At 67.8% G+C, this 25441-nt stretch carries 26 protein-coding genes, 1 pseudogene and 1 riboswitch; of the genes and pseudogenes, 17 read left to right on the top strand and 10 right to left on the bottom strand.

From position 1 onward, the window contains the following. Positions 1 to 1007: 1007 nt before the first annotated feature. Positions 1008 to 1733, bottom strand: coding sequence for a Mut7-C RNAse domain-containing protein (locus STRNI_RS39245; protein WP_277413002.1), 726 nt, complete (start codon positions 1731 to 1733; stop codon positions 1008 to 1010). A gap of 487 nt (positions 1734 to 2220) precedes the next feature. Here STRNI_RS39245 and STRNI_RS39240 point away from each other — a divergent pair, with 487 nt between their 5' ends. From STRNI_RS39240 to STRNI_RS39230, 3 genes are all read left to right on the top strand, one after another. After that, complete coding sequence (locus STRNI_RS39240) at positions 2221 to 3510, top strand: ATP-binding protein (protein WP_159491716.1); 1290 nt, start codon at positions 2221 to 2223, stop codon at positions 3508 to 3510. A gap of 261 nt (positions 3511 to 3771) precedes the next feature. Next, positions 3772 to 4965, top strand: a complete 1194-nt coding sequence (locus STRNI_RS39235; RefSeq protein WP_159491714.1) for a cytochrome P450 family protein — start codon at positions 3772 to 3774, stop codon at positions 4963 to 4965. A gap of 145 nt (positions 4966 to 5110) precedes the next feature. Beyond that, positions 5111 to 5332: a DUF1330 domain-containing protein gene (locus STRNI_RS39230; RefSeq protein WP_277413382.1), complete on the top strand. Its 222-nt coding sequence runs from the start codon at positions 5111 to 5113 to the stop codon at positions 5330 to 5332. Here STRNI_RS39230 and STRNI_RS39225 read toward each other — a convergent pair. After that, positions 5268 to 6029 carry a chitinase gene (locus tag STRNI_RS39225; RefSeq protein ID WP_262040286.1) on the bottom strand — a complete coding sequence of 254 codons (762 nt, stop codon included), beginning with the start codon at positions 6027 to 6029 and terminating at the stop codon, positions 5268 to 5270. The genes STRNI_RS39230 and STRNI_RS39225 overlap by 65 nt on opposite strands. A gap of 443 nt (positions 6030 to 6472) precedes the next feature. Here STRNI_RS39225 and STRNI_RS39220 point away from each other — a divergent pair, with 443 nt between their 5' ends. The 3 genes from STRNI_RS39220 (at position 6473) to STRNI_RS41735 (ending at position 7998) form a co-directional block, all read left to right on the top strand. Then, the gene (locus STRNI_RS39220; protein ID WP_277413001.1) at positions 6473 to 7171 is read left to right on the top strand and encodes an aspartate/glutamate racemase family protein; all 699 of its coding nucleotides are present in this window, start codon (positions 6473 to 6475) and stop codon (positions 7169 to 7171) included. 130 nt (positions 7172 to 7301) lie between these two features. Next, positions 7302 to 7604 carry a hypothetical protein gene (locus STRNI_RS39215; protein WP_277413000.1) on the top strand — a complete coding sequence of 101 codons (303 nt, stop codon included), beginning with the start codon at positions 7302 to 7304 and terminating at the stop codon, positions 7602 to 7604. 154 nt (positions 7605 to 7758) lie between these two features. Continuing rightward, complete coding sequence (locus STRNI_RS41735) at positions 7759 to 7998, top strand: DUF6191 domain-containing protein (RefSeq protein ID WP_381683497.1); 240 nt, start codon at positions 7759 to 7761, stop codon at positions 7996 to 7998. Between the two features lie 325 nt (positions 7999 to 8323). Here STRNI_RS41735 and STRNI_RS39210 read toward each other — a convergent pair whose 3' ends face one another. Next, positions 8324 to 8554: a DUF6296 family protein gene (locus STRNI_RS39210; RefSeq protein ID WP_093636193.1), complete on the bottom strand. Its 231-nt coding sequence runs from the start codon at positions 8552 to 8554 to the stop codon at positions 8324 to 8326. A gap of 374 nt (positions 8555 to 8928) precedes the next feature. Between STRNI_RS39210 and STRNI_RS39205 the strand changes: the two genes are divergently transcribed. The 3 genes from STRNI_RS39205 (at position 8929) to STRNI_RS39195 (ending at position 11572) form a co-directional block, all read left to right on the top strand. Further along, positions 8929 to 10245 (top strand): serine hydrolase domain-containing protein, encoded by a 1317-nt coding sequence (locus tag STRNI_RS39205; protein WP_277412999.1) that lies wholly within the window; start codon positions 8929 to 8931, stop codon positions 10243 to 10245. A gap of 520 nt (positions 10246 to 10765) precedes the next feature. Further along, positions 10766 to 11143 carry a VOC family protein gene (locus STRNI_RS39200; RefSeq protein ID WP_266437381.1) on the top strand — a complete coding sequence of 126 codons (378 nt, stop codon included), beginning with the start codon at positions 10766 to 10768 and terminating at the stop codon, positions 11141 to 11143. A 273-nt stretch (positions 11144 to 11416) separates the two neighbouring features. Beyond that, a complete protein-coding gene (locus STRNI_RS39195) occupies positions 11417 to 11572 on the top strand; it encodes a hypothetical protein (RefSeq protein WP_229838261.1) in 156 nt (51 codons plus the stop codon). A 1073-nt stretch (positions 11573 to 12645) separates the two neighbouring features. Here the strand turns inward: STRNI_RS39195 and STRNI_RS39185 are convergent. Next, positions 12646 to 13902: an alpha/beta hydrolase family protein gene (locus STRNI_RS39185; RefSeq protein WP_277412998.1), complete on the bottom strand. Its 1257-nt coding sequence runs from the start codon at positions 13900 to 13902 to the stop codon at positions 12646 to 12648. Between the two features lie 656 nt (positions 13903 to 14558). Between STRNI_RS39185 and STRNI_RS39180 the strand changes: the two genes are divergently transcribed. From STRNI_RS39180 to STRNI_RS39165, 4 genes are read left to right on the top strand one after another with little or no spacing between them, the layout of a single operon-like run. Then, entirely contained in the window at positions 14559 to 15095 is a 537-nt protein-coding gene (locus STRNI_RS39180; protein WP_274733004.1) for a methylated-DNA--[protein]-cysteine S-methyltransferase, read from the top strand. 28 nt (positions 15096 to 15123) lie between these two features. Continuing rightward, a complete protein-coding gene (locus STRNI_RS39175) occupies positions 15124 to 15687 on the top strand; it encodes a type 1 periplasmic-binding domain-containing protein (RefSeq protein ID WP_274733005.1) in 564 nt (187 codons plus the stop codon). Positions 15688 to 15713: 26 nt separating this feature from the next. Then, complete coding sequence (locus STRNI_RS39170) at positions 15714 to 16532, top strand: alpha-ketoglutarate-dependent dioxygenase AlkB family protein (protein ID WP_381845166.1); 819 nt, start codon at positions 15714 to 15716, stop codon at positions 16530 to 16532. Positions 16533 to 16560: 28 nt separating this feature from the next. Next, complete coding sequence (locus STRNI_RS39165) at positions 16561 to 16794, top strand: DUF2277 domain-containing protein (RefSeq protein ID WP_277412997.1); 234 nt, start codon at positions 16561 to 16563, stop codon at positions 16792 to 16794. A 197-nt stretch (positions 16795 to 16991) separates the two neighbouring features. Here STRNI_RS39165 and STRNI_RS39160 read toward each other — a convergent pair whose 3' ends face one another. The 4 genes from STRNI_RS39160 to STRNI_RS39145 all read right to left on the bottom strand — a co-directional run bounded on the left by STRNI_RS39160 (position 16992) and on the right by STRNI_RS39145 (position 20476). Further along, positions 16992 to 17846 (bottom strand): endonuclease/exonuclease/phosphatase family protein, encoded by an 855-nt coding sequence (locus STRNI_RS39160; protein ID WP_277412996.1) that lies wholly within the window; start codon positions 17844 to 17846, stop codon positions 16992 to 16994. A 524-nt stretch (positions 17847 to 18370) separates the two neighbouring features. Further along, entirely contained in the window at positions 18371 to 18991 is a 621-nt protein-coding gene (locus STRNI_RS39155; protein ID WP_109895853.1) for a flavin reductase family protein, read from the bottom strand. 248 nt (positions 18992 to 19239) lie between these two features. Then, entirely contained in the window at positions 19240 to 19401 is a 162-nt protein-coding gene (locus STRNI_RS39150; RefSeq protein ID WP_159491696.1) for a hypothetical protein, read from the bottom strand. Between the two features lie 25 nt (positions 19402 to 19426). Next, the gene (locus STRNI_RS39145) at positions 19427 to 20476 is read right to left on the bottom strand and encodes a beta family protein (RefSeq protein ID WP_277412995.1); all 1050 of its coding nucleotides are present in this window, start codon (positions 20474 to 20476) and stop codon (positions 19427 to 19429) included. A 157-nt stretch (positions 20477 to 20633) separates the two neighbouring features. Then, positions 20634 to 20852: riboswitch (cobalamin riboswitch) on the top strand. Positions 20853 to 21004: 152 nt separating this feature from the next. Between STRNI_RS39145 and thiI the strand changes: the two genes are divergently transcribed. Together thiI and STRNI_RS39135 are read left to right on the top strand one after the other, a co-directional pair. Next, complete coding sequence (gene thiI / locus STRNI_RS39140; RefSeq protein WP_159491692.1) at positions 21005 to 22357, top strand: tRNA uracil 4-sulfurtransferase ThiI; 1353 nt, start codon at positions 21005 to 21007, stop codon at positions 22355 to 22357. An 18-nt stretch (positions 22358 to 22375) separates the two neighbouring features. Then, positions 22376 to 22474: pseudogene (locus STRNI_RS39135) on the top strand (SAM-dependent methyltransferase); the annotation flags it as partial. A 54-nt stretch (positions 22475 to 22528) separates the two neighbouring features. On the opposite strand, the gene STRNI_RS39130 reads toward STRNI_RS39135, so the two are convergent. Next, positions 22529 to 23182, bottom strand: coding sequence for a TetR/AcrR family transcriptional regulator C-terminal domain-containing protein (locus tag STRNI_RS39130; RefSeq protein ID WP_277412994.1), 654 nt, complete (start codon positions 23180 to 23182; stop codon positions 22529 to 22531). 89 nt (positions 23183 to 23271) lie between these two features. On the opposite strand from STRNI_RS39130, the gene STRNI_RS39125 reads away from it, so the two are divergent. Both STRNI_RS39125 and STRNI_RS39120 read left to right on the top strand, forming a co-directional pair. After that, positions 23272 to 23700, top strand: a complete 429-nt coding sequence (locus STRNI_RS39125) for an ester cyclase (RefSeq protein WP_159491686.1) — start codon at positions 23272 to 23274, stop codon at positions 23698 to 23700. Between the two features lie 351 nt (positions 23701 to 24051). Next, on the top strand, positions 24052 to 24360 hold the full coding sequence (locus tag STRNI_RS39120; RefSeq protein ID WP_277412993.1) for a hypothetical protein: 309 nt from the start codon (positions 24052 to 24054) through the stop codon (positions 24358 to 24360). A gap of 218 nt (positions 24361 to 24578) precedes the next feature. Here STRNI_RS39120 and STRNI_RS39115 read toward each other — a convergent pair whose 3' ends face one another. Next, positions 24579 to 25289 carry an NUDIX domain-containing protein gene (locus STRNI_RS39115; RefSeq protein WP_277412992.1) on the bottom strand — a complete coding sequence of 237 codons (711 nt, stop codon included), beginning with the start codon at positions 25287 to 25289 and terminating at the stop codon, positions 24579 to 24581. Positions 25290 to 25441 lie beyond the last annotated feature (152 nt).

The raw sequence follows: 25441 nt of genomic DNA, 5'->3' as shown, positions 1-25441 counted from the left end.
TCGCATTCGAGGTACGCCATGGGCTCTTCGGGTGGCGGAAGGCAGCGGATTCACCCATTGGACGGCGCGCGTCGTCGGCGTGTCGCGAAACGAGTGGGCTAGAGGCGCTCCGACGGCCCTCCGAGGCGGTCCAGTCATCGCTCGCCGAGCGCGGCGAACGAGGCCCTTTCGCGACACGCCGACGGTTCCTGACGGACTGAACAGCTTCACCGCGGGGGTGACGCGCACGGACGTCAACACCCCCGGACCGTCGACCGGACACCAGCCCACGGCCGGCTCGGCGGGGCCACGGCCCCCAGGCCCCCAGGCCCGCAAGGCCGCCGGCGCCGTCGGCAACGGCAACGGCTCCGTGAGCGCGCACCGACGAGACCCGGCCCATGGACCGCCCTCGCGCGGATGCCGCTTCCCGGGCAAACGGAACTGGGACGCCTCCGCAGACGCGGCACCCGCACGAACGAACTCCCCGACGGAAAAGGCCCGTTCATTCGCCGATACGCAAGCAGAATCGGTCCGGGACGGGCAGCCATCTCCTGCCTCCGCGCACGGCAATGCTGATCGACATCGGCGAAGTGGCGGCGCGGGGCCGTGTGTTGACGGGCGTCTGGCGCAGGGCAGCAGCGCCAGACATGGCGGGCAGCACACCGGCATGGTGAGCAGCGCACCGATATGGCGGCCAGCGCCCGGTACGGCGAGCAGCGCCCGGCCCGCACTCGGACGCGACTGCCGGGCCCGGGGTGCCGGCCTCCGGGACGGGGCCACCCTCCCTCACCCTCGCGAGCTCACTGATCAGGGGAAGCTCCTCCCGCCGAACCGGGAAGTCTCCTGTTCATAGGGAAGGAGCGGCTGCGTTTACGGCGCCGCGTGTACGGCCGCTTGTACCACCGCGTGTACGCCCATACGAGAACCGCCCCTCACCCGGATTGCGGAATTCATACGCCCGACGGGCTCAGCCGACAGGCCGTCCCGGAGCTTCCTGTGAAACATCGCGGAGCGGTCTGCCCCGCCGCTCAGGTGGCGCGGTCCCGGAGCGCCTCTTCAACGATCGCCTCCAGCCGGGCGTGGTGCGCCCCTCGCCAGTAGACGCGGCCGCATGCCGAGCACTGGGCGAAGACGTCATACGTACGCTGCGTGCCGTGCTCAAGATGCTCACGGACGGAGTCCTTGTCGGCGTCCATGAGCGGGCCGTTGCACGCGGTGCAGCGCGTCCACGGCGCGAGGGTGGGAGCGAAGCGCCCCAGCACGTCCCGGAGTTGGTCGTCGGGCCGGTCGCTGTAGATGAACGCGCCCGCCCAGATCTCCCGCCGTCGCAGCAGCCCGCGGTCCCGGGAGAGCAGTACCCGTTGTTCCTTCGCCGAGAGCGCAGCCAGTGCCGCGTCGCCGGGATCCTCGTTCGTGTACGCCGCGTCCACGCCGAGCAGCCGCAACCTGCGCGCCAGGGTGCCGAGGTGTACGTCGAGCAGGAACCTCAGCGGCGCACCGGGAAGGCGCTGCGGACGCTCGATGGCGCGCACCTCGATACTCTCGCCCGCCTGCGGGACATGGGAGACGGGAACCTCGGCGCCGTCCACGACAAGCCGGCCGACCTCGGTGAGCGGGACACCGAGCGACTCGACGACATGGCCGAGCGTCGATGCCCCATCGGTGACCACGGGCGTACAGGCAGTGCTGTGCGCTGAACCGACGAAAAGGTGCAGTGCAGGGTCGAAGCTGAAGTGGATCTCGGGTCCGTTCACGCCGGACAGCATGCCATCGGGCGAGCCACGCCAGCCAGTGGATTCCTGCCGGTCAGAGGCGCGAGCGCGGGCTGACCGGACGCCCCGCGCGGCGGGCGGCAAGCGGCAGGCGGCAAGCGGCAAGCGGCAAGCGGCAAGCAATAGACGACAGCCGAACGGGCAACGGACGGCAGGCGACGAGCGGCAGCCGACGGGCGGGACACGAAAGGCCACCGCAGCGGACCGCCCGCCATTCCCCGTGGGAGGGCAAGGGCAGGCGATGCCGCAAGCGTGTACCGCGGCCCGACCTCGGCCGCGGCCCGGCCCCGGCGGCGGCTCGACCTCGGCGGCGCCCCGCCCCCGGCGCCGGCCGCATCTGGCTACATACGGACCGTAGCGTTCCGCGCCCCGGATTGTTCACGATGGAGCAGGCCCCGTTCCCCGGCCGCCCCTAGCCTCACTGCCACCACAGCACCACCATCACCATCACCAATGAGGGGCGGTACCGGTGAACTGGCTCATCCATGACTACCGCGAGAGCGATCTCGCCGAAGTGGTCCACCTGATCGACTCCACGGCCGAGCTCGGGCAGGAGTCCGTCTTCTCGCTCGCCGAGTGCATCGGTGCGCTGACTTCTCGGCAGCCCGCCGTGGTGGCCGTCCACCAGGGCGCGCCCATCGGGGCGGCACTCGCATGTGTGGCGGGTGAGCGGGGCTGGGTGATGCGGATCGCGATCTCCTCGGCCTGGCGTGGCCGGGGGCTGGCGAGTGCGCTGCTGGTGGAACTGGAGCGGCGGCTGATCGCCGCCCGGGTGAGCCGGATCGCCTATGTGCTTCCCGAGGAGGACCTGCTCGGGGAGGGACTGCTCAACGCGGGCTATACGCGGCAGCCCGCGGTGGCCTACTTCGAGAAGGTCGAGCCGCACCACGGGCCCGCGGCCAGCCTCCTGGAGGACCTCGGGGGACGGTTCCTGCCCACTGATCTGTGGGCCAAGGTCGCCGGTATGGAAGCGGAGAAGGACCTCATCGAGAGGCGGGTCGTGCTGCCGTTGGCGGAGCCGGAGCGAGCCGCCCGGCACGGGGTGCGGCCGCCGCGGGCCATCGCCCTGTTCGGTCCGCCGGGGACCGGGAAGACCACCTTCGCCCGCGGGATCGCAGCCAGGCTCGGCTGGCCGTTCGTCGAGCTGCTTCCTTCCCGGCTGGCCGACGAGGGGAATCTGGCGGCGGCACTGCGCAGCGCGTTCGCCCGGATCGCGGAGCTGGAGCGGGTCCTCGTCTTCATCGACGAGGTCGAGGAGATCGCTCCGGTACGCCATGAGCCGGCACAGCCGGGCGGGCTGCACGGGGTGACGAATGAGCTGCTCAAGCTGATCCCCGGCTTCCGCGAGCGGGACGAGCGGCTGCTGGTGTGCGCGACCAACTCCCTCCGTTCGCTCGATCCGGCCTTCCTGCGGCCCGGCCGGTTCGACTACCTGATCCCGATCGGTACGCCGGACGCTGCGGCCCGGTCGGCGATCTGGTCCCGGTACACGGACGGCCGGGCCGATGTGGATGTGGCGGCGCTGGTGGCGGCCAGCGAGCTGTTCACCCCGGCCGATATCGAGCACGCCGCCCGGGTGGCCGCCCAGGCGTCTTTCGAGCGGGACCTGGAGGCGATCGGCGTCGGCGCGGGCGCGCACGGACGGCTCGGGGCGAGCACCGACGACTATCTCGCCGCCCTCGCCCAGTGCCGGCCGACCGTCACCCCCGCCATGATCGACGAATTCAGCGCGGACATCACCGCCCACGCCCGCTGCTGACGGCCGACGCGGCGGCCCGCCCCCGGCGCGGCGGCAGTCGCATCCGGCCGCCCGCCGCCGCACCCCCCTCCGCGGGCCGGGCCGCATCCCACTGAGCTCAGCTGGACGTCAGAACGACAGCCGAAGCACTGCGGAGGGAGGACATGGACCGCTGCGGCTCCTCCGTTGGGCCGATGTTGACGTCGGGAACCCCTGCGTACGGTCTGACCGGTGCCGGGCTTCGTGCATCATCGGGGATCATCGAGAGGGGACGGGCAACGCATGGCGGACATTGTCGATCTGGAGGCCTACGGCAAGGACTTCACCGCGGATCCTTACCCGTACTACGCCAAGCTGCGCGCCCAGGGGCCCGTACACCGGGTACGTCTCCCCTACGCTCCAGAGGCATGGCTGGTCGTCGGGCACCAGGCGGTCAGAGCCGCGCTCAGCGACCCTCGCCTCAACAAGAACTGGCGCGCAGCCGGGCTGCAGAGTGACGCAGGCGAAGAGTCGGCCCTGTGGACGAACATGCTGGATGCGGACCCGCCCCACCACACCCGGCTGCGGAAGCTGGTGGCCAAAGAATTCACGGCCCGCCGCGTCGAGGCACTCCGGCCACGGGTGCAGCAGATCACCGACGAGCTGCTGGACACGATGCTGGCCGCCCCGGAGGGCCGTGCCGACCTGGTGGAGGCGCTCGCCTTCCCGCTGCCCATGACCGTCATCTGCGAACTGCTCGGCGTCCCCGACATGGACCGGGAGGCCTTCCGTGCCTGGTCGAACGAGATCGTCGCGCCGACCAGCGAGCAGGCGGCGCAGGAGGCGGTCGTGGCGATGTCCGGTTACCTCGTCGACCTCATCGAAACCATGCGCAACGCTCCTGGCGACGGCCTGCTCAGCGCCCTGATCCGCACCAGCGACGAGGACGGCGACCAGCTCTCCCGTGACGAGCTGGTCGGCACGGCCTTCTTGCTGCTGGTCGCCGGCCATGAGACAACCGTCAGTCTCCTGGCCAATGGCGTGCGCGCCCTGCTGCAGCACCCTGCCCAACTGGCGGCCCTGCGCGCCGATTACTCCCTTCTCGACAACGCCGTGGAGGAGATGCTGCGCTACGACGGCCCGGTGGAGACGGCCACCTGGCGCTTCACCGCGGAGCCGGTCGAGATCGGCGGCACACTGATCCCCGCCGGAAAAACCGTAGCGATCGTCCTCGCCTCCGCCTCCCGGGACCGCGAACACTTCGCCGCCGCCGATGACTTCGACATCACCCGCGACGCTCGCGGACACACCGCCTTCGGCCACGGCATCCACTTCTGCCTAGGCGCCCCGCTCGCCCGGCTGGAGGCCCGAGTCGCCCTACGGTCCCTCTTGGAACGCTGCCCCACCCTCGCCATGGACGCCGATTTCGACGACCTCACCTGGCGCACGGGGATGCTCAGGGGAATCGAGCAGCTGCCGGTGCGCTGGAACGGCTAGAAGCTGTCCGGTGGGTCGTGGCGCATTCGCCGGCGGCGCGGTCCCCGCGCCGCCGAGCGGGCCAGCGGTGGTCGATAGTCCCTACCGCACTCCCCACCGCTGATGAGTACCCGCCGTGTCCAAGGAAACGGGGGAATGGAATCACATGCCCGCTTACGTCATCGGCAACATTGATGTGCTCAACGAGGAGGCCAGCTTGGCCTACGCGTCCGTGGCCCAGAAGTCCATCCTCAGGCACGGTGGCCGATACCTGGTCGCGGGCCCCACGCCCGACCGCTGTGGGCCGGCGGCCGCACTCCCCGTCAGCAGCTCAGATTGTCGCCAGGTGTGGTCCCCAGGATCTGCACAAAGCTCTTGTAGCTATTGATCCGGCTCTGCACCTGACCGGGGTTGCCACCGTTGCATTCGAGGGAGCCGTTGATGCTGCGGATGGTCTCGCCGAAACCGGCGCCGCTGACCATCGCATGATGCGGGGTCATGGTGCCCGGCCCGGTCTGTGTGTTCCAGTACCAGAGGGCGGTCTTCCAGGCGACGGCGGCGTCCTGCTCCACCAAGTAGGGATTGTTCAGCAGGTCGATGCCGAGCGCATCGCCCGCCGCCTTGTAGTTGAAGTTCCAGCTGAGCTGTATCGGCCCGCGGCCGTAGTAAGCCGCCTGGCCGGCCGGGCACCCATACGGCTGGCTCGCGTCGCAGTAGTGGGGATAGTTCCCGGTGTTCTGCTCGACCACATGGACAAGGCCACCGGTCTCGTGACTGACGTTCGCGAGGAAAGCCGCGGCCTCTTGCCGCTTTACGGTATCGCTCCCGGTGTTCGCGAACTCCGGATAGGCGCTGAGGGCCGCGGTCAGGCCGCTGTAGGTGTAGAACGCATTCCGGTTCGGGAACATCTGGTTGAACTGCGCCTCGCTGACGACGAACCCCTCGGCCCGGGCGTCGGCACCGGCCGGGGCCGCGGCACAGTCGACACAGCCCGTCGTGGCAGCCGCAGGCATCGTCGGCACGACAAGCGCTATGCCCACGGCTACGGTCGCGGCACTCAGCAGCGCGGCAATACGTGACCTCATTGCGGTGACTCCTTCTGGGGCCGACCTCCTGGCAAGGAGGGGCCACGGTGGGGGGATCGCCTTACAGGAACGCCAGTTGAAACGGTCGCCCGGATGAATCAACTGGCGAGCAGGCAGAGGGACGTTGGAGCACGGGTGGATCAGGCGGCACAAGACCACACCAGCGAACGCGGCACGACGACGGCAGCGACAGCGACAGCGACAGCGACAGCGACAGCGACTACAACAACGCAACTACGACCGCGAGAGCACTGCGGTCTAGACCAGCGTTAGGTTATGAGCACCACCGCGAACATGTCCATACCAATGCAGTGATCCATTGTTCCGTCGACGGGTCATCCCCAGGAGGTCTGGCCGCCCCCCCCGGCAGAACCCAACGGCACAGCACGGTGGTTGTCGGGGGTGGTGACACAAAAGCCCTCCCCCTGTGCAAAGGTGGCCCGATGAAGACAATCGGGCTGCTCGGAGGCATGAGCTGGGAGTCCACGGCGGAGTACTACCGGCTGCTGAACCAGTTGACGCGTGAGCGTCTGGGCGGCCTTCATTCCGCTCGGTGCGTGCTCTACTCCGTGGATTTCGCAGAGATCGAACGGCTGCAGGTCGAAGGGCGCTGGGACGAGGCCGGCGAGGTACTCGCCGACGCCGCCAGGGCTCTGGAGGCGGCCGGTGCGGACATGCTGCTGATCTGCACCAACACCATGCACAAAGTCGCCGACCAAGTAGCCGCCGCCGTCACCGTCCCGCTACTACACCTCGCCGACACCACGGCCGACGCCGTCCGTGCGAGCGGCCTGCGCCAAATTGGGCTGCTGGGTACCGCCTTCACCATGGAGCAGGATTTCTACCGCGGCCGGCTGGAAAGCCACGGGCTGGACGTGCTCGTTCCGGACGCCACCGGGCGCGACACCGTCCATCGTGTGATCTACGAGGAGCTGTGCCTCGGCATCGTCCACGAGGAATCCCGGCAGTCGTTCATGGCCGTCATCAGGGACCTCATTGCTGCCGGAGCCGAGGGCATCGTGCTGGGCTGCACCGAGATCGAGCTGCTCATCGGGGCGGAGCACAGCCCGGTCCCGGTCTTTCCGACCACCCGGCTGCATGCCGAAGCAGCCGTCGCCCTTGCCCTCAGCGACGCCCCGTAGCCGCACAGCTACCTAAATCCCAGTAGCCCTCCGAAATCCGGGTTGGAGAAATGACCACCCCCAACTTCCCTCACCCCACCAATCTTTGTGTCATGCCGAGGTTTGAACTGACTGCAGGTACCCTGACGTGGTGTCGCGTACCGAGTTAGAACGACTGGCCAGGATCCGGATGCAAGTCACCGGTGAGACACTCGAACGCGCCATGGCCGTGCTCGAAGGCCACACCACGACCCCCACACCGCACTCCGAACGCGCCACCAAGCCTGACGCCGCCGAAAACAGCGACCGCGAGAACGGTGAAGCCGAGAACGGCGAGGCAGAGGAAGCCGGCACGGTCGGCGAGGCCAACGAAAGCACCGCGGACAGCGAGAAAGCGTCAAGGCTCGACGCCCGACGAACGCCTCAGAAGCGAGGCCATCTACGCGGTCTCTGATATCCGTTCAGCCCGGGCGGAACGGAACTCAAGGCCCCGCCGACTTCTCGGCAGCAACCAGAACATCGATCTCCAGCTCTTGGAAGACCGGACCGGCATACGGAGGCGAGGCCAGGTGTTTCTGACGGTCGCAGGTGCAGTTGCTGCCCTTTGGATGCTGCTCTTCGGGTGGGTGATCTGGCGTCGGCGCAAGTTCGGAGGGGGCGGCGCGACATCCGGCGCATGGGACGAACTCTTCCGACCCTCACAACAACATGTCCAGGAAGAGAAGGAACGCCGGCTTGCCCTCCGTGACGATACGGAGTCCGGTGCGCCGCCCCGCAGCACCGTGGACTTGCAATCCGGCCTGGCAGTAATTCGCCCGGAAGCCACGCACGAGTCCGGACGACGCTGACCGGGACTTGCCTTGCGCCCTGCGCGAGCGGCGGGTCGACCAAACCCGATCCCAGAGCTTCCTGCTTCTCCTCGACTCATGGCTACCCAGAGCACAGACCCGCCGCTCAGCGCACACACCGCACACCGCACACCGCACACCGCACACCGCACACTCCGCAACGAGCGAAACTCAGAAGGTTACGGGAGCGACGCCCGGCGGCCTGCTACCTCCGCGACCGAGGCGAGGCACCTCTCACCACTACAGGTTCAACACAACGCAACCGAATACCAACAGAGTGTGTGCATGGATGCGCAGCCCTGGCCGCCGGATGGGCTCCCGAAGCTCACGGGGTGAGGGGTCGCGCCAGCATCGGCGTGCGGAGCATCTGGTGCCCCCCACTGGCCAGCATGCGGACCTCGCCCCGGTCGCTGATCTCTGCGCGTACGATCCCCGACTCATCCTCGTAGACCGGATACCCGCCCGCTCCCGCCCGCTCGGTGCGATGAACGATCACTACATCGTCCTCCACCGCGGGGGCTTGAAATACGAGCTCATAGCATTCCGGGTAATCCATCAGGGCCTCCCGATAAAACTGGGCAGGTGCGCCCGGCGACGCTTCCCCCCGGCGCTCTCAGCGCGCCGCTGCACCTCGGCCATTCCATCGTCGCCCACTCCCGCCCACGGCGCCTCAGGAGAACACCGAGGTGAGGCCTCCTGCCCGGATGGGCCTTTGCCTGTGCGGCTTTGCCGGGGCCCCGAGAGCCGGCCCGCCACGCGGCCCACCCCTCGACAGGAGCGCACGACCCAGCCTCGGGAAACCTGACATTTGTCATGTGGGCTTGTGATCAAGGTCGTTCCAAAGGCTGACGTCTGGCCGCTGTCCACTCGCGAGAATCGAGACAGCGAAGAACAAATACTGCCTGCAGACCTTGAACTGACGGAGAATGCATGCCCGTTGCCCCTACCCATCGCCGGCGCATGCGGCTGGCCGGGACCGCCACCGCCGCCTTACTCACACTGACGGTTCCTACCGCTGCCTCTGCCGCCGCTTCGCCGAGCACGTTCGCGGGCAACGCCGCCACCGCGCGGGCCAGCGACCGGTCCGGCATCGACCGGGCTGCCCTGGAAAGGACGCTCAAGGCCTTTCATGACGCAGGGATGCACGGCGCTTACTCTGCGGTGCGAGACGGCACCGCAGCGTGGCAGGGCGCTTCGGGAGTCGCCGACGTCGACACCGGGCGCCCCACCACTCCGCAGATGGAGCATCGGATCGGCAGCATCACCAAAACCTTCACCGCGGTCGGCGTCCTTCAGCAAGTCGGCAAGGGGCACATCGAGCTGGACGCTCCGATAGGCCGCTATCTGCCCGACCTCGTTCCCGGGGAACGCGGGCGCACCATCACCGTACGGATGCTGCTGAACCACACCAGCGGCATCGGTGACTATGGCGAAGCAATCTTCCCCACAGGAGACAGCGTCGAAGGCAACCGCTTCCACCAGTTCGATCCCCGGGAATTGGCCCGGCTGGGGCTGAAGGCGGAGCCATTGGGCAAGCCGGGCCAGGCTCATCACTACTCCAACACCAACTTCGTGCTCGCGGGTCTCCTGCTGCAGAAGGTCACCGGCAAGTCGCCGGAGGCGTACGTCACCGAGCACGTCATCCGGAAGGCAGGACTCCGGCACACCTACTTCCCGCGATCGGCCTACCTCACCGGACCGCACGCCAAGATGTACGAGGCCGCGCACGGCGGGTTCAACCCACCGCGGGACTTCAGCGTCTACAACATGTCCTGGGTTGGCACTGCGGGGTCGCTCGTATCGACCATGGCCGATCTGAACCGCTTCTACCGAGCGCTGCTGGGCGGTGAACTGCTTGCCCCAACCCAGCTGCGTCAGATGAAGACCACGGTGCCCACCGAGAACAGCACGCTGCGCTATGGACTTGGCCTGCTCAGATGGCACCTGCCCTGCGGAGGCTTCTGGGGGCACAACGGCCTGGTGCTGGGTGCCATGACCTGGTCCGTGTCCAGTGCGGACGGCCAACGGCAAATGTCCCTCGGTTTCAATCTGACGCGCTATCAGAAGCTCGACGGGAACGGCCTCCCCGATGCCAGCGGCCCGATAGACACCGCCATGAGGGCGCACATCGAGCAGGCGCTGTGCGGGACAACTGCCGGCCGGCCCCCGGGCCTGACCGACATGAACCCACCCCACTCACTCCTCGTCGCTCCGCAGGAACCTCCGCTCCCGGCACCCCGCCGATAAAGCCGCCCTGCCACTCGGATGTGTGCTCCGCTCCCGTGCGCTGTCACGGGAGCGGAGCGGGTCCGAGGAGCGCCAGCAGCTCGGATAGTTACGGAAACCACGGTACGGGGCACCACTGACAACGCGGTTGGACAGAACTCGACGGAGTGCTCAGGGGCACCCCCGGGGAGCGACGCCGCTGGAGTCCGAGGAGCGGACGGTGACTAACCCGGAGGGCATTTCCTGAGGTGACAGCGGGGGTGCGGCCCAGCCTCGACAGCGGTCACGGGGGACTTGAGGGACTCGATGCATCACTCGATCGGGATATCCCCTGGGCGGCTGCACCCCGGTCTTCGTCCGTCCTCGGCAGCCCTTGAGGCAATAAGCCAGGCCGTCCGCAGGCGAGGCGTAGATCTGGCAAGTCGCCGTGCCGGCCTGGGGGACGGAGCCGCGGGGGGCGAGAGGTGGAAGCAATGGAGCCGGCGGGAATGACGGAAGTGGTGGGGAGTAGGGGGGAGTAGTGGGGAATGGTGGACCGATGATGGCTGGACGACCTCAGATTTCGCTGGCGACGGTGGTCTTGGACTGCCCGGATGCCCATGCGCTTGCGGACTTCTACCGGCGGCTGCTCGGCTGGGAGGTGAAATGCAGCGAACCGGACTGGGTCCTGCTCCGCTGCCCGGACGGCGGTACCGGGCTCTCGTTCCAGTCCGAGCCCGGATATCAGGCCCCCGTGTGGCCGGAACGGCCCGAGGAGCAGCAGAAGATGCTCCATCTCGATCTCCGGGTCGATGACCTTGACGACGCCGAGACCTATGCGGTCGCGGCAGGTGCAACGCGCGCCGCGTTCCAGCCTCAGGACGATGTCCGGGTGTTGCTTGATCCGGCAGGGCACCCGTTCTGCCTCTTCCTCCATTGAGGGCAGCGACGTCGAGGGGACGGCGGCACTGTGATCGTTACGTCCTCCCCTCGCGGCCGGAGATGATCGCGGAGCGTGTGGGAATGGACACATGCAGGCAGCGAGGGCGGGGCGGATGGCCGACGGTCCTTGCTGGTCAGGAAGTTGAGGCACCGTCGAAGCGCCGGCCCGGGCAGGAACTGCGGGCCGTGGGCCGGTGCACGCGGGACTGCGTTGTCAGTGTCTGCCCCTAGCATTGCTCATATGTCCCCAACTCCTTCTGCCCCTACAGGTGTGCCCGTTCCTGCTTCCGAAGCGAACGAATCGATCCGGCGATTTGTGCGCGCCCGGCGCGGACTGGCGTGGTCGGCTCAGGACATGGCGGAGTATGCGGTGCTGCTGGAGATATGGACGTTGGCGGTGCGCTCGGAGGTCGTCGAGGCGGCGTAGTCCCCACGAAGGTCAACGCAAGAACCTGCCCTGGCCCCACACCGGAACAACACCCACCACGTCCCCTCTCCGGAGCCGGCTCATGGTTCTGCGCCGGCTCCTGCTTCCACTCCAGCTCGCGCTTCTCCCCCGCCCCCGTTTCAGGTGAATGAGCAGAGCTGAAGGCCGCGTTGGTGGTGCGCTAGCCGTTCGGCATCGTGCGCGATCAAGCTGATGCATGTACCGCTCGCCGAGCGGTGCGTACGCCGAGCCCAAGGGCGACCGCTCGATGGCAAGGCCATTGCCACAACCCGGATTCCAAGGGCGGTGCGGCACAGGCCCCGAAGAAGTCCGCTGAAGGCAAGAGCGGCGGGAGCAGCGCAGGGGCGAACGGCGGGAGCAGCGACACGGGCGGTGCTGGTTCGGGCTCCGGCTCAACGGCCGGTTCCGGCGCGGCGTCCCAGGGCAAGGGGGTGAACGGCACCTTGAACGGCGTTCTCAAGCACCTGGCCCCCGGAAAACTGACCGTGGCCCCGGCCTCCGGCACCGACCAGGCCTACTACGTCGGAACGCAGACCAAGGCCATAGGTGCCGCCGGGAATTGCGCCTCGAACGGCAATGTCACCGCGGACAGAAACGGCTACGGCACTTCCCCGTGTACCGAGGCCCAGCTGGAGAAGGCGGCCAAGATGAAATCTGTCGAGGTACGGGGCACCGGGTCTAGGGCGGCATCGCGACGCAGATCGTCGAGCACTATCGCTCCTGAGCGCGATGGGAGCGATGGGTAAGGCCCGACCGACGGCCCGACCCTCCCAAGCCTGGCAGTGAGCAGCGCCCCGCCCCTGTTCACGCGCCGTCGAATACGGTCGACGGCATCAGCGGCGGGGGCCCACCTGTGTGGCGGTTCGGGCGGTCCGGCAGTTCGGCGGTGCAGCGGTTCGGTCCGCACCCGGTGGAGGATCCCGCCGATCACCTGCCGATGATCTCGCCAAAGCCCACGCCTCCCGTTGCTCACCGGCAGGAGCGGCCTCAGCCGTTCCCCCTCGGCATCCGTGGGATCCCCGCCTCCCTGCCGTCCCAAGGGGACCCTTCACCTACCGTCGCGCCAGCCAGGTGGCGATCTCATCTACTACCGCAGAGTCGACGTGCCCTGGCCGCGTGTACTCGGCCGGGGTGGGCCGACCCCGACCGGTAAAGAAAAGGTGGTTGGCGTCCGGGTGGATCCGGATCGCCACGTCGGGGCGGTCTGCCAGGGCACCCCGCCAGCGCGTCAGGTCGTCGGCGACGGTCACCTGATAGTCCCGCCCGCCCTGCAGAATCAGCATCGGGCAGGCCAGACCGGATGCCGTGGCCACCGGATCGTAGGCACGAAGATCGAGCCAGTAGGCGGCGGAGAGTCCAAGCGGCAGCAGCTCCGACGGCGTGTCAGGTGTGAGTTCGGGGCCCGCTACCAGCGCGGCCTGCCGGACGAGCGCCGTCACAGCCTCGTCCGCGCTCGGGTGGGGTGCAAGCGCGGTGAGATAGCGGGCCACCCGGACGGCGGCCTCGTGCATCGGCTGCGCGTCCGCTGCGAGCAGGACCAGGCCGGCGATCGACGGGTCGGCGGCCGCGACCCGGGGTGCCACTTTGCCGCCCATGCTGTGGCCGAGGAGGTGGATGCGGTCCGCGTCCACCTCGGGCTGCTGCCGGAGCAGCCGCACAGCGGCGAGCGCATGCGGCAGGTACTCGTCGGTCATGGTGAAGTCCGATGGCAGACGGTCAGGCCGCGTGAAGGTGATCTTGTCGAAACGCAACACGGCCACACGCCGGGAGGCGAGCCCCCAAGCGAGGTCCTTGAGCGGCTTGTTCGGGCCGCAGCTCTCGTCCCGGTCGAACGCGCCGCCGCCGCTGAGCAGCACCACAGCGGGCCACGGTCCGGGACCGACGGGCAGGCTCAGCGTTCCGGGCACGGCGAGCGGCCCGGTACCAAGCAGGATGTCTCGCTCAATGAACCGGGTCGGTTCCGCGTAGTGCGGCGGCTGCCACTCCACACCGCCGTCCGGATCGAGCCGCAGGCCGTGCAGCAGGCCATCACCGCCAACCGACGTGACCACGGTGAAGTTGCCGTCGGCGCACCTCACCGGGATACGCACACGAACCGCTTCGCCCTCACCGGCCGCGCTCACCGGCTCCCCGATCTCCCTGACCTTGCCCCGTCCGGCCAACTCCGCCGCCCACGCGAGCCGCAACGCATCCGCGGAGACCGCAGCGCGCAGCGGTGGCGCGAACAACTCCACCATCTCGGCGAAGCGCTCCGCCCGCAGCAGCGCGGCCAACCCCTGCGCCGCCTCCAGCACCTTCAGCACCTTCACTTCATCTATTCGCATATTTGAGAAAGGTAGCAGCTATGAGAAAGTTTGGGCGTGGATTCTCTGGAGCTGCTCGGCCACCCCATCCGGCTGCGGATCGTTCATGCCATGGGCGGAGGAAGGCTGCTGACCACCGATCAGCTCTGCGCCCCGGATTCCCGAAGCCTCCAAGGCCACCGTCTACCGCCACAACGAGCTGCTGGTGGGCGGCGGGGTCCCTGGATGATGTGACTGAGGGAAGAGGTCGACCCGGTAGCCAACCAGGTAGCTGACCAGGTGGGGTACCAACAGCATGCGCTCTGCCTCAGCCCGGCAGAGCTCGACGAACTGATCGCTGAGCTGCGCGCTGCGCGCGGCCATCGCGCCGAGGCTGTCCAACCGACCGAGCCCCGAGCGCGCTCAGTACCTGCTGAGTCCGATCCATTTCCCGGTGGAACCCCCGCAGCAGGAAGCCGAGCAGGCGACGCTAAGGCCTATCGCTGACGGTCACCTGACCGCCCGGGCAACTCCTGCCCGCCGAACCACCGACCACTGGCGCCACCCGCCCCCACCCACTACCAAGCGAGCACGGAACCATGACGTCCGATTTCCGCCAGCCGACGCGCCCCCGCCCCCGCAGACTCAAAGAGTGAAAGCAGCGACACAAACGAGGACGCGCCATGATCTCCCCCGAGACGACCACTGTCACCACCATCTACACCACTTTCGACAGCCCCCTGGGCGAGCTGTTGCTCGTCGGCGAGGAATCGGCCACCGCCCCCGGCGGCACCGCCCTGGCCTCCCTCTCCATGCCGCAGCAGCGGGGTGTCACCGTACAGCCGCACTGGCGGCGCGACCCCGGCCCCTTCGCTGAGGCCGTGCGCCAGCTCCGCGCCTACTTCGCCGGTGAGCGCACCCGCTTCGAGCTGGCGTTCCGCACTGCAGGTACGGAATTCCAGGAGCGCGTCTGGCGAGCCCTGGAGGCGATTCCGTACGGCACAACGACCACCTACGGCCGACTCGCCGATGTGGCCGGAGTGCCGCGGGGCGACGTACGGGCTCTGGGGGCCGCGGTCGGCGCAAACCCGCTGCTGATCCTGCGCCCCTGCCATCGCGTGATCGGCGCGGACGGGACGATGCGCGGCTACGCGGCGGGCGTCGAACGCAAGATCGCGCTGCTCACACACGAGGGCGCCCTCCAACCCACCCTTATTTGAGCCCGGCCGAGCCCGGAATCCCTCCCCAATGACCTCGCCCCTCATTCCCCGAGCCGAGGTGGCCGCCTACGGCCGCCTCCCCTCCCCCGCCCCACACTCCGATGCGGAACTCGCCACCCTCCTCGGCCTGTTGACCGCCCCCGGTGTTCGGATCACCACGGTGGTCGTCGGGCACAGCCGGGACACCGCGTCGCGTTCGTCCGCGGAAGCGTTCGTCGAAGCATGGCGGGAGATCGGCCGCCAGCCGGTCCTCGCCATGGTCGACTGGCCGGAATCCGCCGCGTCCTGGCTACGGGCGGCCGACCGCTTCACCGCCGAGGAACCGGACGCCTGGGTGGTGGCCGCCGCGCCTCTCGGCTGGGCCCAGATGAGCCGCCGGCTACGTCACAGCACCGACTGGGACCCGGCCCGCACCTATGGCTTCGCAGCACTCGGCGACTCCCGCGTCCCAGCCCTGGCAGGCGCGGCAACGCTGCAGGGCATGCGCGGTGCCACAGCGGAGGGCGGCAGCTGGGCCATCGACCGTGGTTGGGTCACGCAGCAGCCACCGGCCCGTAGGAGACCTCCGCTTCAACCCCATGGCACGCTGTAGACAGCTAGCGATGAGGCAGGAAAGCAATGAGCACGCCACTACCCGGCTTCGAGGACTTCGGGGAGCCCGATGGCGCCAAAGGGCCTGGTCGACCGGTTGTCTCCGGAGAGCCTGGAGGCCCGGACGGCTCTGGCGGCGCGGGAGAATCCGGCGGATCCGGAGGCCTCCACTCCCCCACGGGAAACCGTAGCCGGGCCCGTACCGGCAGCCGCCAGGAAATCGCCCCCGGCGCCGTCCACGTCCCCGGCTGGCTGACCATGGCACAGCAGCGCGAGCTGGTCACCGCGTGCCGTGACTGGGCGCGCGGTCCGGCCCCGATCCGGCACACCAAGCTGCCGCGCGGGGGCGTGATGTCCGTCCAGACGGTGTGCATCGGCTGGCACTGGCAGCCGTACGCGTACACCCGCACCGCCGACGATGTGAACGGCGCCCGGGTGCCCGAATTCCCCGACTGGATGGTCGAGTTGGGCCGCCGCGCGCTGGTCGAGGCGTATCAGGACTCCGCCGCGGGCGACGGCTACACACCGGACACCGCACTGATCAACTTCTACGACGGCCAGGCGAAGCTCGGTATGCATCAGGACAAGGAGGAGCGTTCCGGCGCGCCGGTCGTCTCGCTCAGCATCGGCGACACCTGCGTCTTCCGGTTCGGCAACACCGAGACGCGTACCAAGCCGTACACCGATATCGAGCTGGCCTCCGGTGACCTCTTCGTCTTCGGCGGACCGTCCCGCTTCGCCTACCACGGCGTCCCCAAGGTCCGACCGGGCACCGGGGACCCGGCATCCGGACTGGCCGGCGGCCGCCTCAACATCACGATGCGGGTGACCGGACTCGACGGCTGACTCCGGCACCGCGAGGCACACTGGACTCATGTGCCGCAGCATCAAGACCCTCCGCCCGCCCGCCACCCCCGAGGTCACCGACGAGGACATCCGGGCCGCGGCCCTGCAGTACGTCCGCAAGGTCTCCGGATTCCGCGCCCCGGCCGCACACAACCGCGAGGTATTCGACCAGGCCGTGGACGCCGTGGCAGCCGCGACCCAGGACCTTCTCGACGGCCTACAGATCCGTGGCTCCACCGCCCGTCAGCACACGCACTCCTGAGCCGCGACGGCATCCGCCGGCACCGACCTCCCACGGCAAGCCCTGGGTCAGCCCGCCGTGCGCCCTCTCTGGCCCAAAACACCGACCACTCCAGCCGCCTCCGCTCCGCCTGCACAGGCCCCGCCGCCCTCATCACACACCTCGGACCAGGCACCACGCACCAGCGCCACGGACTCACGATCATCGCCTGCTCACGCTCACCAATCGAGCAGCGCCTGAACCGGTAGGTGATCGCTCGGAAACTGACCGTGCGCGGAGTACGTATTGATCGTGGCGCGCCGCGTACGCACCCCCGGCGACGTGAGGACCCAATCGACGCGGTCCCCGTCCGGCACCAGCGGCCGGTACCCATGAAAGGTGGCGTACTGCTTGCTGCGCTCGTCGGCCGTGTCCCAGCTGTCGACGAGCGAGCCGCCGTCGAGCATCGCCTCGTACACGGAATTCTTGTGCGCCGCGACATTGAAGTCGCCCATGACGATCCGGGGCAGCGAAGGGTCCAGCCCACCCAGCCGTTCATTGATCAGACGGGCGGAGCGCTCACGCGAGTACTGATTCGCATGATCGAGATGGGTATTGAGGGCATAGAACTCGCCACCGGCACGCATATCCCGGAATCGGACCCAGGTCACCATCCGAACAACGGTATTTCCCCAGGTCGCCGACCCGATCAGATACGGCGTATCGGACAGCCAGAAATGGTCGTACTCCACCGGCGCGAGCCGCCGAGCATCATAGAAAACGGCCGCGAACTCATCCTTGCTCCCACCGCCCCGCCCGGTCCCCACCCAGTCGTAATGCGGTCCGAGATCCACGGCGACATCACGTAGCTGCCCGTACAGCCCTTCCTGCGTCCCGAGCAGGTGCGGGGCCTCATGCCGCAGCAAGCTACGCATCACGGGCCGGCGCTCGGCCCAGGAATGCGGCCGGACATCCGAGGCGTACCGCAGGTTGAAGGTCATCACCCGCAGCGCCCGCCCGCCGTCCGCGGCGTACGCGGTCCCCGGCCCGTGCACCGCCACCACCGGCCCGGCGACCACCGCAGCAGCCGCCACCCGAAAGGAAAACCGCCGGCTGACCGACGCAGTCGCGGCACCAGAACCAGATCCCGAGGAACCAGGGAGAACAGAGGACGCCAGGGGCGGCGGGGATACCCGGGACGCCAGGGATGCCCGGGACACCGGAGAAGCAGCGAAATCATCCGAAGCAGAGAAATCAGAGAAACCGGTGGCAGCAGAGGGGCCAGAGAAGTCAGCGGAAACAGGTGATCCATTCCACCCGGACACGAGAGCAGTCACAACAACTCCAGTCATCCATCGCACAGGCAGACACCGAAACCGAAGCCACGGCCACAGCCACAGCCACAGCCGAAACCACCCTCGCAACAACAACCATCATGCGAAAGCCTCGAGCCCCGCAGTGACCATAAGTCACCTACGGGCAAACCGACATGAAACGCCCGCGAAACGCGAAATGCGCGGGGGACGATTCCGCGGGGACCTGGAGATCGAACTCTTCGCCTGCCCCCTCCCCGGCCCCGACCCCGGCCTCCCCTCCAGGCAGCTCTTCAGCCCTTTCCCTACCGAACGCCCGCCGGCCCCTGCCAGTCCGCATGCCGAATACGGGAGATCTCCCGTACGTCGCCGACCGTCCCCCACTCGTCCTTCCCCAGCCGTGACAGGGGCTTCATCCTGGCGATTTCGGGGTGCCCGTCGACCAGCACGTCCTGCGCCACGACCGCGTGCACCACGCGCCCGAACACCACGGTGGAATCCCCGATTCCCAGCGTGGTGTGCACCTCGCACTCCAACGCCACCGGCGAGGCCGCCACCCGCGGCGGCTTGACCCGCAGACTCGGCTCAGAACCGACCCCGGCCGCCTCGAACTCACTCACCCCGTGCGGGAAATCCGTACCCGTGTCATTGATCTGCTCGAAGAGCCCCTCCGGCGCCAGGTTCACCACGAATTGTCCAGTCGCCTCGATATTGCGCAAGGTGTCCTTGCGTCCAACGGAAGTGAACTGCACAACGGGCGGCGCGACGCTGGCGATCGTAAAGAAGGAGTGCGGGGCCAGGTTCGCAGAAGCACAATCAGGGCTGATCGTCGAGACCCAGGCGATGGGCCGAGGCACCACCACCGCGGTCAGGAGCTTGTAGAACTCGTTGCGGGACATGGCAGCAGGGTCGAAGTCGGTACGCATGGTGATCAGTATCCACACGGGCGGCCGCGGATCCTACAGTGGATCTACGTCGCGTTCGGCAGTGCCTACCGTCCCACCACCACTCACCGCAGCCAAGGCGCTGACCGAAGTCCGAGCACGGGCATCGGCGTGTCCTGGGGACGCACGAGACGGGCTGGAACTCCTGTTACGCAGCAGCGGGTTGGGGGCTGCGGTCCGCACCGGGTGCCTCGGCCACCGGCCCTGCCGTCCCATCGGTACGACCGCGCCTACCTCAACGACTTCCGCCCCGACTGACCCGACTGGCCGACGTCAATGACGTACGCCTGCACCTGCAGCTGGACCTCGGCCCGCGGATGCAGGACGCCCGGCTGGACGACTACGCCCGACTGCTCGCCGCCCAGGGGCTGCGCCGCAATTGCGGCGCCCACACACGGGTGGCCACTACATGCCTGTTCAGGGACGGCCCAAAGCAGTGAGCCGAGACGTCACGACGGCCAGATGATGCGACGTCGCCCAGGCTCGCCACTCCGTCCCGCCGCCTGCTTTCGCCCGCTGCCGTTTCGCACAGTCCTGCAAACGAGCATCTCCCCACGACGTGCCCGCGCCGGTGGACGGCCAATGAGGCGAGGAGACCAGGTCACGGCTGAGGGTGAAGAAGTCGTCGTTGCCGGGACGGATCTTTGGATAGACAAAGACCTGCCAGTCTGCCGCCGTGGTGTAACGCATGTTGGGATGCGGAGTCCCACGAGTCCGCAGCGGCATTCGCGGGTGCGTCACACCGAAGTCGCCGAAATCAGGAATGTTTCCACGCCACCGATCGCAAACCTGCTTCCAGAGAAGCGCGTCTTCCCTCGCTACCGGCGTTGCTCGTCCACGTGGGAAGTTCGTCAGATTGACCGGGAAGGCACCGGCGGCCACGCACTCATGGCGCCAAGGCCAACGCGCCATGTGATGGAGAGTTTCCAGCACCTCAACTGTCAGTGCCGCCCTTCTATCCCGAGAATGCACGGGTCCGGCGTCAATGATCAGATCGATTTCCTCCGGGACAGCGTGGAGTGTTCGGAGAATCTCGCGGACTCGTTCATCGTCCGGGCGCAGTTCTTGTGCGTCACGAGCCGACGAGATGCGTAGACAACCGCCCTGCTGATGCCACGCCATCACCGCACGAACCTCGGCGAGCGTCTCGTCGGTATCAGTGCCTCTGAAGACCGGGCGCATCGCGACCTGCCGCCGGCTGAGCGACTCGCCTACCCGCACCATCGGACCGCCCACATCGCCCTTGAGTACCCGCACTGCCGGCAGGGCTCCGCAATCGACCGTGAGGACCATTCCATTCGGAACGTAGTCCATGGCACGATCACAGAAGGTCTCCAGAAGATCTCGAACGTCGCAGTCGGGCACGACCTCCATCACCGGGCGTATCTGGGACTGCACCTCCGTCGACGCATGTCCCAGTGCCAGAAACTCCCCCACCTTGCCCTTGAGAATGGGAACGTAGGCCACCGGCTCCCCCAAGCACAGTACGCACTAAGCCAGTTGAAGTACCAATCACTACTCCCAGAATGACGCATCGTTCCTATACCCGACAGAGTCTCGAATCAGCCATCCCGACTCAAAGTGCAGAATCAAGGTCTGGTTCACGGAATGCGAGCCGCCTTGTCTACCCTGGACCGGCAGTTGGTTCGCCCCGTCCGCCAGACGGGGTGTCGCAAGAGGGAACCCGGTGGGAGTCCGGGACTGCCTCGCAGCGGTGAGTGGGAACGACCGCCGTCATGAAGCACTGGGCCCGCATGGGACCTGGGAAGCGACGGTCAGTAGGTGTCCCGTCCTTCGGGATGTGCCCATGAGTCCGAAGACCTGCCACTGCTCGTGCGGGGTGTATCGCCGCGCACGGACTCACGCGTCCCGGCAGCGGGACCGCTGAGCGAGTGGTGTGTTCCACCCAGCCCTGCGCAGAGCGGGGGCGGGCGGGCCCGCACCCCGTTCGCGGCCCGGCGCCGGCCCTCACGACGACTCGCGAAGGAGAGTTTCGTGCCCGGCGAACCGAGCATTCCCTCCAGCCCCTCCCCCAGAGCGCCCCGCCCGAGCGGAACCTGTGTCCTGCTCAAGCATGGTGAGGTCTTCCTCAAGGGCCGCAACCGGCACCTGTTCACCGAGCGGCTGCACGACAACCTCCGCGGCGCCCTGCGCGGCATCGGCGGTTCCACATGGATCAAGTCCGGCCAGAACGTCACCGTGCTCGGCGGCGAGGTCCCGTTGGACGACCTCGTGGAGCGCGCCCGCCGGGTGATCGGGTTCAACTCGGTGGAGCCTGCCCTGCGCGTTCCGAGCACCGTGTCGGACATCACCGAGACAGCCGTGGAGGCGCTCGCCACCGCTCGCGCGGAACGGCCCGGAATCAGTTTCGCCGTGCGGGCCAAGCGGCGGAACAAGAACTTCGAGATGACCTCCTCGCAGTTCGAGCGCTTTCTCGGGGCCCGAATCCGGGAAGCCCTCGGTCCCCTGCCGGTGAACCTCTCCAGCCCGGATGTACTGGTCTCGGTCGAGATCGACCACAAGGAGAGCTACGTCTCTTGGACCCGTCACCAGGGGCCGGGCGGACTGCCCGTGGGCTCCAGCGGACGCGCCCTGGTACTGCTCTCCGGCGGCTACGACTCGCCCGTGGCGGCCTACCGGGCGATGCGCCGCGGACTGCGCTGCGACTTCGTGCACTTCACCGGCGCTCCGTACACGAACGCCGCTTCGGTCTACAAGGCTTACGCCCTCGCCCGTGAACTCAACCGCTACCAGCCCGGTGGGCGACTGCACGTCATCGCGCTCGGCCACGCACAGAAGCAACTGGCCATCGCGGGGGCCGGCCGGCTCCAGGTCGTCGCGCAGCGACGGCTGATGGTTCGCGCCGCTTCCGCGCTGGCGGACCGGACCCGGGCTGAGGCACTGGTGACCGGCGACAGCCTGGGGCAGGTAGCCAGTCAGACTCTGGCGAACATGGCCGCCGTCGACGAGGCGGCAACCCTGCCGGTGCTGCGGCCGCTGGTCGGCTGGGAGAAGCAGGAGATCATCAACGAAGCCCGGTCCATCGGCACCGCGGAGATCTCCGTGCTGCCGGACGAGGACTGCTGCAAGCTCCTCGCACCGCCCCGGGTCACCCTCCGCGCCGGGCTGACCGACCTGCATACGGTGGAGAAGCGCCTCGACCTGGACGACGTGGTGGACAGCCTGCTGCGCGACATCCAGGTCATGCACCCGGGAGACTCCGGCGAAGAGGCGGAGCCCGGCGCGGACAGCCCGGACCTCCGCCCCGATCCCGGCCGGCCCGTTCCATCCGTATGTGCGACGGATCAGTCCGGTCGGCGTCCTCATGACCCGCGAGATGGCCGGTGAGGACCGCCGACGGTCCTCGTGATCGGACTCGGCGCGGGGGACCCGGACCATGTGACTCTGGCCGCCGTGCGGGCCATGCGGGACTGTGAGGTGTTCTTCCTTCTGGACAAAGGCCAAGCACCCTGCTCAAGCCGGCCCGGAATGCCTTTCAATCGCCAGCCGACATGCCGTCTACTTCTGAGTCGTGTTGGCGATGGCGTCTCGGAGGCCGGCTAGTAGGGCGTCCAGTGCGAGGTCGAAGCGGGCCTGGTGGTCGGCTGGCGTGCCGAGTCCGCCCGCGACCGCTTCGGACAGTGTGGGGAACGCGGTTAGGGCAGAGGCATCGTTGGTGGGCTGCTCGGGGTGCCCTGGGGTGTCAGCTGCTTCGGCAAGGCAGTGCCCAATTACCAGTGTGGTGACGGAGTTGACGATCCGCATGGCCTCGACAGGTGCGATCCCGGCGTGCCCGAGCGCTGCTGCCGTGTCCTCAACTGCCTGGAGTGCTGCGGGGGACCGGACAGGGCGCGTGGCTACCAGCGCGATCACCCCGGTATGCCGAAGCAGTTCAGCTCGGAAGGTCGCGGCAAACTCCTTCAGGCGCAGTGGCCATTCTTCTGCCGGCCCGTCGAAGGAGGGGCGCACGGCTGAGACCACCAGCTCGACCAGGCCGTCAAGTAGGGCGGCTTTGTTGGGCAGGTAGTGGTAGAGGGTCATTGCCTCGACGCCGAGTTCAGCGCCCAGGCGGCGCATGGACAGCTTCTCGACGCCGTCCCGGTCGGCGACTTCCATGGCCGCACGCAGCACCTTGTCGCGAGTGAGCCCCACCCGCTTGCTGGTCGTTCCCATTTATCGACAGCTCCAGTTGACTTTCTTACATCGTAAGGCAAGAGTGGCGGCCCAGCCGAAGCCTTACGATGTAAGAAAAGGATTGGGGCATGTTCACCAACGAGAACAAGCAGCTCGTCACAGACTTCTTCACCGCGCTCAACCAAGCCCGCATCGACGACCTGGGCGACTACCTGGCGGCGGACGTGGTGGACCACAACAAGGTCATCCATGGTGAACCGGATGAGCCCGGCGCAGCCTTCGCAGCCATCGCCACCCAGCTCTCGGCACTGGCGCCCTACCATGCACGGATCGACGAACTGATCGCCGAGGGCGACAAGGTCGTCGCCCGGATCACCCAGAACGGCGTGAGCTCCGGTAGTCACCCCCGGATGCCAGTGCCGACCGGCCGCGCCTTCGAGAACGAGGCGATCTTTGTCCTCACCGTCACCGCCGGCCGGATCAGCGAGATCCGCGGTGTCTCCGACCGGCTCGGTCTCTTCCTGCAGCTGGGGTGGGACTGGCCGACCGTCGACTGACCGGCCGGCACTCGATGCCGGAGCATTCATGCGCCCAGAAGATGTGACCGTCTCGGGGGTGCAATCGGGATACCTTCCGAGGTGTGAAGACTGGGCCGCCGCGGCCTCCAGGTTCGCGCGAGCCACCACCTGCAGCTGCTTGTATCGCCGGCGTTGTTGGTGTGGCTGGTCAGCCTTGGGGCTGGTGGTGCCGGGCGCACTGGCTACTCTGGAGAGGGCTACAGCGACGCCCCACCCTCCCCGGGCGGGGTGTCGCCTTCGCCGCGAACACCGCGTCCATTCGTTTAGTGATCGTTTATTGAGGCTCGGCAGGATGTGAAGTGTCGAGAAGGATCCTTCACAGGGGACGGTATGGCCAAGCTCTATCTGGAGAAGCTCAAGTGCGTCACGACTGAGGGCTGGAGCGGCTTCGACGAGCCGAGGCTTGTTCTCCAGAATCGTGGCACTGTGTGGAATGGGACGGTGCTGGGAGACCGGATGTACACCGTCAAGTACGACTGCGACTTCACGGGGACGATTGCCGTCTCCCTCGGGAAGGTCGGCGGAACAGTCGGGGATGGCAGGCTCGGGGAGCAGTGGATCACGGATACACCTGGTGAGCGCAGTCTGCGCTTCAGGGCGGATGGTGCTGAGTACAACCTGCTGTATGCGGTGGAGTAGGTAGCTCGAACTGAACCAGGTGGACGCCCTCGGCCCCGGATGGAGTTCTGGCGCGCAGAACGCAAGGCGCCCCCACCCAGTTCGGGCGGGGGCCTCACGTGTGGCTCTGGCCAGTCTCCGGCCTGGTCGTCGACGTGCTTGCAGTTCTATCGGCTGTGGCCGCTTCGTGTGTAGTGGCAGATGCGGGCCTGACATTGCTGAGAGGCTCCAGCGCCCACTTACCAAGTGCAGTCGGCTTGTAGATCGTGGATGCTGTCGGCGAGTTCGGCTGGCGGGGTCGGCCAGCCTGCCGTGTGCCAGTGGGCGATGCGCCAAGCAAGTCGCCGCGGCCAGACCGGGGTTGTGGGCAGCAGGTCTATCGGGACCCATACCGGCGTGCCGCCGTAGTTGTCGAGTTGTTCACGGGCGCCGATCTCGCCTTCGGCTTTTAGGAGGAAGTAGTGCTCACGGCGATTGTCCTTCCAGACGCGGGCTACCTCCTTGATCACGCTTCCGGCTAGGCCAGACTCCTCTCGCAGCTCTCTGACCGCCGCTGCGTGCAGCGTCTCTCCGGTCTCGACTCCGCCGCCAGGGATCTCGTAGAACGGTTGTCCGTCCTCCTCCTCGAAGCCGATGAGCAACATCTGCTCGTCGCGGATGACGACGGCGCCCGCCCTGACCCGCACCGGATCAGCTGCCGCCGGATCATCCCAGAGCGCAGCTGCCCTCACCGGGCCGCCCGTCGCCCAGTTCCGTAACACGGTTTCAGCAGTTCCGCCGGGCCGGATTCGCGCGTGCAGCGCCTCGGCCAGGGACAGAGAACAGCACTCAACATCCGCCGCCTGGCCATGATGGGGGAAGTAGTAAGACCCATCTGCATGCGGGTCCTTCGCCAGGACAAGGCCCGCTTCGTCAATCTGCACGTTCGCCATCATGGGTTCGTCGGCCATCAGTGAAGATTGGCTGCGCCCTTCAGGGAACAACGCGCTCCCGGGCCCGTCAGGCTGCGGGTGACGACAGCGCCAGGTCCGTATCACCTTCGCCTTCGTCGACAAGCGCCCGCCGGACTTCGCTCACCGCTGAGCGGACGGGACCGTGCTCG

The sequence above is a fragment of the Streptomyces nigrescens genome, assembly GCF_027626975.1.
GTDB lineage: Bacteria > Actinomycetota > Actinomycetes > Streptomycetales > Streptomycetaceae > Streptomyces > Streptomyces nigrescens.
This window is presented reverse-complemented; position numbering and strand designations above follow the sequence as displayed.